At 74.5% G+C, this 7,991-nt stretch carries 7 protein-coding genes; 5 read left to right on the top strand and 2 right to left on the bottom strand.

Features of this window, described 5'->3' with window-relative positions; all coding sequences use genetic code 11:
- Window positions 1-167 precede the first annotated feature (167 nt).
- Entirely contained in the window at window positions 168-704 is a 537-nt protein-coding gene (locus ACWF9Z_RS28000) for a GNAT family N-acetyltransferase (protein WP_453606323.1), read from the top strand.
- Window positions 705-762: 58 nt separating this feature from the next.
- Here the strand turns inward: ACWF9Z_RS28000 and ACWF9Z_RS27995 are convergent, their stop codons facing one another.
- Window positions 763-1,203 carry a hypothetical protein gene (locus ACWF9Z_RS27995; RefSeq protein ID WP_453606321.1) on the bottom strand — a complete coding sequence of 147 codons (441 nt, stop codon included), beginning with the start codon at window positions 1,201-1,203 and terminating at the stop codon, window positions 763-765.
- A 411-nt stretch (window positions 1,204-1,614) separates the two neighbouring features.
- Between ACWF9Z_RS27995 and ACWF9Z_RS27990 the strand changes: the two genes are divergently transcribed.
- Both ACWF9Z_RS27990 and ACWF9Z_RS27985 read left to right on the top strand, forming a co-directional pair.
- Window positions 1,615-3,324 carry an endo-1,3-alpha-glucanase family glycosylhydrolase gene (locus ACWF9Z_RS27990; protein ID WP_453606320.1) on the top strand — a complete coding sequence of 570 codons (1,710 nt, stop codon included), beginning with the start codon at window positions 1,615-1,617 and terminating at the stop codon, window positions 3,322-3,324.
- A 239-nt stretch (window positions 3,325-3,563) separates the two neighbouring features.
- Window positions 3,564-4,718, top strand: a complete 1,155-nt coding sequence (locus ACWF9Z_RS27985) for an aminotransferase class V-fold PLP-dependent enzyme (RefSeq protein WP_453606318.1) — start codon at window positions 3,564-3,566, stop codon at window positions 4,716-4,718.
- Between the two features lie 83 nt (window positions 4,719-4,801).
- Here the strand turns inward: ACWF9Z_RS27985 and cobF are convergent, their stop codons facing one another.
- The gene (cobF, locus tag ACWF9Z_RS27980; protein ID WP_453606316.1) at window positions 4,802-5,554 is read right to left on the bottom strand and encodes a precorrin-6A synthase (deacetylating); all 753 of its coding nucleotides are present in this window, start codon (window positions 5,552-5,554) and stop codon (window positions 4,802-4,804) included.
- An 18-nt stretch (window positions 5,555-5,572) separates the two neighbouring features.
- On the opposite strand from cobF, the gene ACWF9Z_RS27975 reads away from it, so the two are divergent.
- Window positions 5,573-6,328, top strand: coding sequence for a (Fe-S)-binding protein (locus tag ACWF9Z_RS27975; protein WP_453606315.1), 756 nt, complete (start codon window positions 5,573-5,575; stop codon window positions 6,326-6,328).
- A complete protein-coding gene (locus ACWF9Z_RS27970; RefSeq protein WP_453606313.1) occupies window positions 6,325-7,821 on the top strand; it encodes a lactate utilization protein B in 1,497 nt (498 codons plus the stop codon). Before ACWF9Z_RS27975 ends, ACWF9Z_RS27970 begins: the two co-directional genes overlap by 4 nt.
- Window positions 7,822-7,991 lie beyond the last annotated feature (170 nt).

Raw genomic sequence — 7,991 nt, 5'->3', positions numbered from 1 at the left:
TCGGCGCGGGCGGGGTACTTGATTTTACGGCCCCCGCCGCGCCCGCCCCCCGCCCCCCCGCCGTCGCCCGGGCCGCCCCGGCCCGGCCCGCGCCGGCCGGGGCTGACCCGTGTCCGGCCCCGGAAATCCGGTTGTGGGCCGGGTCCCGCGGGGGCTAGTAAGTCCCCATGATCCAAGGAGAACTGGCCGAGCTGCGCGCTCGGCACACCGATGACGTCGCCGTGCTCCACGCGGAGCTGTACGAGGACGTCGTGACGCGTTCGCGGGGCGACACCCGGCCCTGGCGGCCGGTGGGCGCGGCGAGCGGGCACTCCCCGTACGAGCCGTCCGAGCCCTCCGACGACGTCGCCGTGTTCTCCGTGGTGGAGCGGGCCACCGGCGAACTGGCCGGGGAGGCCCTGCTCTGGGCCATCGACGCGCACAACCGCTCCGCGCACCTCGGGATATCCCTGCGCCCCGGCTGCCGCGGCCGCGGTCTGGGCGAGGACGTCGTGCGGCTGCTGTGCCGCTACGGGTTCTCCGTGCGCGGGCTGCACCGGCTCCAGGTGGACACCCTGGCCGACAACGCCGCCATGGTCCGGGCCGCTCAGGCGAACGGATTCGTCATGGAAGGGACCCTGCGCGGGTCGGCCTGGGTGTGCGGGGAATACCTGGACGAGGTGACGATGGGGCTGCTGGTGGAGGACTGGCGGGCCGCCCCGTAGGGGCGGACGGCGCGGGCGGCGCGGACCGCGCTGCCCGCGCGGGACCGGGCGCACCGGGTCAGAGCCGGTGCACCCGCTCCTGCGCGAAGGCCAGCGGGTGCCGGCCGGCGGCCAGGATCCGCAGCCCGGGGGCCACGGCGAGCAGGCGCCCCAGCCAGTCCACGGCCTCGGACGCGAGGAGGTCCGAGCCGTCGAGGACGAGCAGCATGTCCCGTTCGGCCAGCCACGAAGCCGCGTCCGCCGCGCCGTACGGCAGGAACGGCGTGCCCGGGACGCGGCTCAGCGCGCCCGTCAGATCGTGGATTCCGAAGCGGTGGTCGAGGCGGATCACGGCCACCCCGTCGTAGAAGTTGGACGCGAGCCGTTCCCCGATCTCCCGTACGAGCAGGCTCCGGGCTTCGCGGCACAGCCCGGTGACGGTGAGCACCCGGCCCCGCCGTACGGCGGTGAGCAGGCGGGACAGCTCGGCGGACGTAGCCGGAATCATCCCGGCGCTCATGGATTTCCCCATCGGCACGATGCCCCCCATGCATGCGTGACCATGTGCGGCCGGAGGGGTGTTTCAGGCCGCGTGGAGACGAGTATGCGCCAGTTCTGACGGATGGCCAGGGGAATTCCCTATTCCGCTGAAAGGCCCGCGCCGCCCGGTGATCGCAGCAGTTGTACAGGTGGCATGCCTTTGTCCACTGCCCGAACGGTCCGTGCTCCCTGGGGTGTTCGAAGGTGGCCGGGTGCGGGCCCGCTGCCTCCCCGCCGGGAACCGCGGGTCACGTCCTCCCGTACGTAGTCCCCGTGGTCCCCGTGACGTACGTGCCGGGGCCCGGCTCCGGCGAACAGTTGTCCGGGGGCCGGGAATCGGCTGTACTGCTGTGCAGCCCGACGCGCGGGCACACTCGGGGAGGGCGTCACGATGCATGAGGACCAGCGGCGGGCCGGAAGGGCGAGACGCCGCCCTTCGCACCGGCGCCGGCCGGGCTTCCGGGCCCGCAGACCCCTGTTGGCCCTCGTCCTGTCCGCCTTCCTCCTGGTCGGCGTCTGCGCCGCCGCGGGCCTCGCCTGGGAACCGCGCACCGTCGCCGGCCGGTCGGACCGCCCGGGGCCGGGGTCCGGAGACGTCCTGGCGGACGGTTCCGGCGGCGCCACGCCCGGTGCCACCGCCGAGACCACTCCGGGCCCGGACGCGCCGAGCCCCGAAGGCGAGGCCAAGGGCGCGGCCACCGCGACTCCCCGGCCCGGGACGGACGCCGGAGCGCGTCCTACGGGTGCCCTGCCCTTCGACCTGCCGCAGCCGGCCGTCCTGCGTTCCGGCGACGCCGGCAAGAAGCTGGTCTTCGCCCATTACTTCACGCCGTACCCGCTCTCCCTCGACAACGCGAGCGCCGACGCGGACTACTACTCCCGGAACTACCTGAACCCGGACGGCGAGGGCGGCAAGCACGGGCGCTACGGCGGGCTGCTGCGCGACCGGCCGCTGCCCGTCCCGCCCCAGGACGGCAACTGGGAACTCGCCAACCTCCAGCAGGAGGTGCGCACCGCCCGGGCCGCGGGCATCGACGGCTTCACCCTCGACCTGCTCTCCCTCTCCGGGAAGAACTGGGAACGGTCCCGCCTCCTGATGGACGCGGCCCGTTCGGTGGACCCGGCCTTCAAGATCATGCTGATGCCGGACATGACCTCCCTGAAGACCGACGACCCGCGGGAACTCGCCGCCTCCCTGGCGGACATCGGCAAGGCCCCGTCCGCGCACCGGCTCCCCGACGGACGGCTCGTCGTCTCGCCGTTCAAGGCCGAGGCCAAGAGCGTCGCGTGGTGGACCCAGGTCATGGACATCCTGAAGGCCGAGCACGGCATCCGCACCGCGTTCGTCCCGCTCTTCCTCGACTTCGGCGCGAACAGCGACCAGTTCGCACCGATCAGCCACGGGTTCTCCGAGTGGGGCAGCCGCAGCTACGTCGGCCAGGAGGGCTCCGCACGGGACGCGCGGCGCGCCCACGGCCTGGGCAAGATCTGGATGCAGCCCGTGTCGGTCCAGGACGCCCGCCCGAACCAGGGGATCTACGACGAGGCCGGCAACACGGCAACCCTGCGCACCACGTGGACGCGCGCCATCGAGGACGAGGCCGACTGGGTCCAGCTCACCACCTGGAACGACTACAGCGAGGGCAGCCAGTTCGCCCCGTCCCTGCACAACGGCTACGCCTACCTCGACCTGTCCTCCTACTACCTCACCAAGTTCAAGACGGACAGCTGGCCGAAGATCGTCCGGGACACCCTCTACCTGACCTCGCGCACCCAGTACGCCGCCGCCGACCCGACCGGCGACCAGTCCCTGGTGATGTCCCTGCGCAAGGGGAGCGCGGCGCCCCGGGACACGGTGGAGGTGCTCAGCTTCCTCGCCGCGCCCGCGAGCATCAGTACGGCCGTCGGAGCGTCCAAGGGCGCCTACCAGGCCCCGGTCGGGCTGCACTCCGAGCTGCTGGCGCTGAACGCCGGTACGAGCTCGGCGGCGGTGGTGCGGGACGGGAAGGCCGGGGCGCGGGTCGAGCTGCCGTATCCGGTGGACCGCACGGTGGAGGTCCAGGACCTGCAGTACTACGCGGCCACCAGCGGCCGGAGGTAGGCCGGAGGGGCCCGCCGGGGCCGGAGGGCGGCCGCCGGGCCGGCCCTCAGGGCCTGGGGGTCCGGGGGTCCAGGGGCGGATCGTGGGCGGCGCGTCCGCCGAACGAGCGAACTCCGGCCGGTCCGGCCGTACGGTCCGGCCGCCGTCGGGCCGCGCCGCCGGGAGGGGGTTTCGGCGCGCGCGCCGCCGGGAGATGATCCTTTGGTCACCAGCGCACGCACCCCCGGAGGTTCACGTACGTGAACGCGCCCATCGAGTCGATACGCCCCGCAGAGTTCCCCGGCGGCCGGGCCCTGTTCGGCCTCGACCCCGCCGTATCCCACCTCAACCACGGCTCCTTCGGCGCGGTTCCCCTCCCCGTCCAGGAGGCGCACGCCGCCTTCCGGGCCGAGGCGCACGCCGACCCCGACGCCTTCTTCCTGGCCGCCTCCGACCGCCTCGCCGACGCCCGCGCGCGGATCGCGGCCCGCCTCGGCGGCGCGGACCCCGACGGGATCGCCTTCATCGCCAACGCCACCGAAGGCGCCACCCTCGCCCTCGACGCCATCCCGCTCGCCGACGGCGACGAGATCATGGTCACCGACCACGGCTACGGCACGGTCGTCGACGCCGCCGCCCGCCGCGCCACGGTCACCACCGTCGCCCTGGACCCGCGCCTCCCCGACGAGGACGCCGTCCGCGAAGCCGTGCTGGCCGGACTGACGCCGCGCACGAAGGTGGCGCTCCTCGACCACATCAGCTCGCCCACCGCCCGGCTCATCGCCTCGCCCCGGCTGCTCGCCGACCTCAAGGCCCGGGGCGTCACCACCGTCGTGGACGGCGCCCACGCGCCCGGCATGCTCGCCGACCCGCTCGGCGGCGGCGCCGACTTCTGGTTCGGCAACCTGCACAAGTGGGGCTACTCCCCGTCCGGCACCGCGCTGCTCGCCGTGGCCCCCGGCCACCGGGACCGGGTCCGCGCGCTCGCGCCCTCCTGGGAGGACCACCTCGGCTTCCCGCGTTCGGTCGACTACCGCGCCACCTATGACTACACCGGCTGGCTCGCCGCCCCGGACGGCCTCGAACTGCTCGAACGGCTCGACGCCGCCAAGGTCCGGGCCCACAACAGCGCCCTCGCCGCCTACGGCGCGGCCCTGCTCGCCGAGATCCCCGGACTCACCCCGCTCCCGCACACCGAGGGCCTGTCCATGCGCGCCCTGCGGCTGCCCGCCGGTACCGCCGAGACCCGCGAGGACGCCACCGAGCTGCGCGAGCGGATCGCGGCGCAGGCGCGGATCCGGGTCCTGATCTGGCCCTGGGCCGGCGGTGGCGGGATCAGGGTGTGCGGGCAGCTCTACAACCGCGCCGAGGAGTACGAGCGCCTCGCCGAGGTCCTGCCGGGCTTCCTGGCCTAGAGACGGCCTGGGCACGGCCTGGGCGCGGCCTGGGCGCGGCCTGGGCGCGGCCTGGGCCGACCGGGCCCGGGCCGCAGGTGCGCTCAGCCGCGCCGGAGCAGGTACGTGTCCATGATCCAGCCCTTGCGGGCGCGGGCCTCGGCGCGCAGCTCCTCGATCCGGCCGGCGACCTCCGCCAGCTTGCCCGAGACCAGGATCTCGTCGGGGGTGCCGACGTAGGCGCCCCAGTAGATGGTGAGGTCCTGGTCGAGGTGGGCGGTGAAGGCGTGCCGCGCGTCCAGCATCACCACCACGTCGTCCACGTCCGCCGGCCAGCCCTCCGCGAGCCGTCGCCCGGTGGTGATCTGGACCGGGCGGCCCACCCGGTTGAGGTTGGTGCGGTGCCGGGCCAGCAGCGAGGAGATGCTGCTGATGCCGGGCACCACCTCGTGCTCGAAGGTGACCCGGCCCTTCTCCAGCACCTCGTCGAGGATCGCGAGGGTGGAGTCGTAGAGGGAAGGGTCGCCCCAGACCAGGAACGCCCCGGTCTCGCCCTCCGCCAGGTCCTCGGCGACGAACCGCTCGAAGATCTCGGCCCGCGCGCTGCGCCAGCCGTCCACGGTGGGGGCGTAGTCGGACGGGGTCCGGTCGCGATCGGGGTCGCGGCCCTCCACCAGCCGGTGTCCGGGGCGGGCGTGCTCGTCGAGCATCGCGCGCCGCAGCCCGGTCAGATCCGCCTTCTCCTCGCCCTTCTCCAGGATGAGGAATGCGTCCGCCGCGCCGATCGCCCTGACCGCCTGGAGGGTCAGGTGGTCCGGGTCGCCCGCGCCTATACCGATCACTGAGAACTTCTTCACGGGGCTATTCTGCCCGTCATGCGCGTCGCCCTGTTCGTCACGTGCGTCAACGACGCCCTCTACCCGCGCACGGGCATCGCCGTCGTCCGCCTCCTGGAGCGGCTCGGCGTGGACGTGGACTTCCCCGCGGCGCAGAGCTGCTGCGGGCAGCCGCAGTACAACACCGGCTACCGGCGCGAGACCGAGCCACTGCTCCGCCGGACCGCGGAAGCCTTCGCCGGGTACGCGTACGTGGTCACCCCGTCGGGCTCCTGCGCCGCCATGATCCGCGCGCACTACCCCCGGATCGGGCGGGCCGCCGAGGCCGAGGGGCGCGGCGGAGCCCTGACCGCGCTGGCCGAAGACCTCGTACCGCGGGTGTACGAGCTCACCGAGTTCCTGGTGGACGTCCTCGGGGTCACGGACGCCGGCGCGTACTTCCCGCACGCCGTCACCTACCACCCGTCCTGCCACGGGCTGCGGGTCCTCGGGCTCGGGGACCGGCCCCGACGGCTGCTGAGCGCCGTACGGGGCCTGGAACTGCGCGAACTCCCCGGCGCCGAGGAATGCTGCGGCTTCGGCGGGACCTTCGCCGTCAAGAACCCGGACGTGTCGGCCGCCATGGGCGCCGACAAGACCGCCGGCGCGCTGGCGACCGGCGCGGACGTGCTGTGCGGGGCCGACAGCTCCTGCCTCGCCCACCTGGACGGCATCCTGCGGCGCGCCGGGGCCCCGCTGCGGGCGCTGCACCTCGCCGAGATCCTGGCCGCCACCGAGGAGGAACCCCTGCGATGACGCGTACGCACCTCGGCATGCCCGCTTTCCCCGCCTTCCCGGCGGCCGCGCGCGAGGCGGTGGGGGACGGGGTGCTGCGCGCCAACCTCCGACGGGCCACCCACACCATCCGCGACAAACGGGCCGCGGCGGTCGCCGAACTCGAGGACTGGGACCGGCTGCGCGCCGCCGGCAAGGCGGTCAAGGACCACACGCTGCGCCATCTCGACCACTACCTGCTGGAGTTGGAGGCCTCCGTCACCGCCGCGGGCGGCACCGTCCACTGGGCGGCCGACGCGCACGAGGCGAACCGGATCGTGACGGAGCTGGTGAGGGCGACCGGCGCGCGCGAGGTGGTCAAGGTCAAGTCCATGGCCACCCAGGAGATCGGCCTGAACGAAGCCCTGGAGGCGGCGGGCATCGCCGCGTACGAGACCGACCTCGCCGAGCTCATCGTCCAGCTCGGCCACGACCGGCCCTCCCACATCCTGGTCCCGGCCATCCACCGCAACCGCACCGAGATCCGGGACGTCTTCGCCGCCGAGATGGGCCGTTGGGGCCGCCCCGCGCCCCAGGACCTGGGCGACGACCCGCGCGAGCTGGCCGAAGCCGCCCGCCTCCACCTGCGCGAGAAGTTCCTGCGGGCCGAAGTCGCCGTGTCCGGAGCCAACTTCATGGTCGCCGAGACCGGCACGATGGTCGTCCTCGAATCCGAGGGCAACGGCCGGATGTGCCTGACCCTGCCCGAGACCCTGATCTCGGTGGTCGGCATCGAGAAGGTCGTTCCGACCTTCCGGGACCTCGAGATCTTCCTCCAGACGCTGCCGCGCTCCTCGACGGCCGAGCGGATGAACCCGTACACGACGATGTGGACCGGAACGGGGCCGTCGCGAGGGGCCGACCGCGACGGGCCCGCCGTCTTCCACCTCGTCCTCCTCGACAACGGCCGCACCGACACCCTCGCCGACGAGGTGGGCCGCCAGGCCCTGCGCTGCATCCGCTGCTCCGCCTGCCTCAACGTCTGCCCCGTCTACGAGCGCGCCGGCGGGCATGCCTACGGCTCCGTCTACCCCGGCCCGATCGGCGCCATCCTCAGCCCCCAACTCCGCGGCACGCAGAGCGAGATCGACGCCACCCTGCCGTACGCCTCCACGCTGTGCGGGGCCTGCTACGAGGTCTGCCCGGTCGCCATCGACATCCCCGAGGTCCTCGTCCACCTCCGCGAACGGGTGGTCCAGGGCGGCCCGGTGACCCGCGAGGGCGTCCGCGTCCGGCTCCGCCCCGCCCGCGGCCACGCCGCCGAGCGGGCCGCCCTGCGCGCCGCCCGGCTGCTCCTGGACCGGCCGGGCGCGCTGCGCGCGGGGGAGCGGCTGCTGAGCCGGGCCCGGCGGCTGCGGCCGCGCCGGCTGCCGGGCCCGGGGCGGGCCTGGACGGACAGCCGGGAGCTGCCGGAGCCGCCGGCGCGGCCGTTCCGGGACTGGTGGGCGCAGCGCGAACGAGAGGAACGCCCATGAGCGGCAAGGAGCGCATCCTGGCCCGCATCCGCCGGGCCGTGCCGGACGCCGGGCCGGGGGGGGGCCCGGCCCCCCCCCCCGGGGCGCCGGCCCCCCCCGGGCGACCCACCAGGCCACCGCGCCCCCCCCCCCGGCCCGGAGCAGGTCCTCCGCCGCGCCGCCCCACCCCG

The organism is Streptomyces sp. NPDC054961, from assembly GCF_053609145.1.
The sequence above is the reverse complement of the archived record's forward strand: the minus strand, read 5'-3'. Positions and strand labels throughout refer to the sequence as shown.

Excerpts from the sequence above, each read along its gene's own strand:
- ACWF9Z_RS27990 (WP_453606320.1), top strand. The coding sequence starts at position 1,615 with ATGCATGAGGACCAGCGGCGGGCCGGAAGGGCGAGACGCCGCCCTTCG.
- ACWF9Z_RS28000 (WP_453606323.1), top strand. The coding sequence starts at position 168 with ATGATCCAAGGAGAACTGGCCGAGCTGCGCGCTCGGCACACCGATGAC.
- ACWF9Z_RS27975 (WP_453606315.1), top strand. The coding sequence starts at position 5,573 with ATGCGCGTCGCCCTGTTCGTCACGTGCGTCAACGACGCCCTCTACCCG.
- ACWF9Z_RS27970 (WP_453606313.1), top strand. The coding sequence starts at position 6,325 with ATGACGCGTACGCACCTCGGCATGCCCGCTTTCCCCGCCTTCCCGGCG.
- ACWF9Z_RS27995 (WP_453606321.1), bottom strand. The coding sequence starts at position 1,203 with ATGAGCGCCGGGATGATTCCGGCTACGTCCGCCGAGCTGTCCCGCCTG.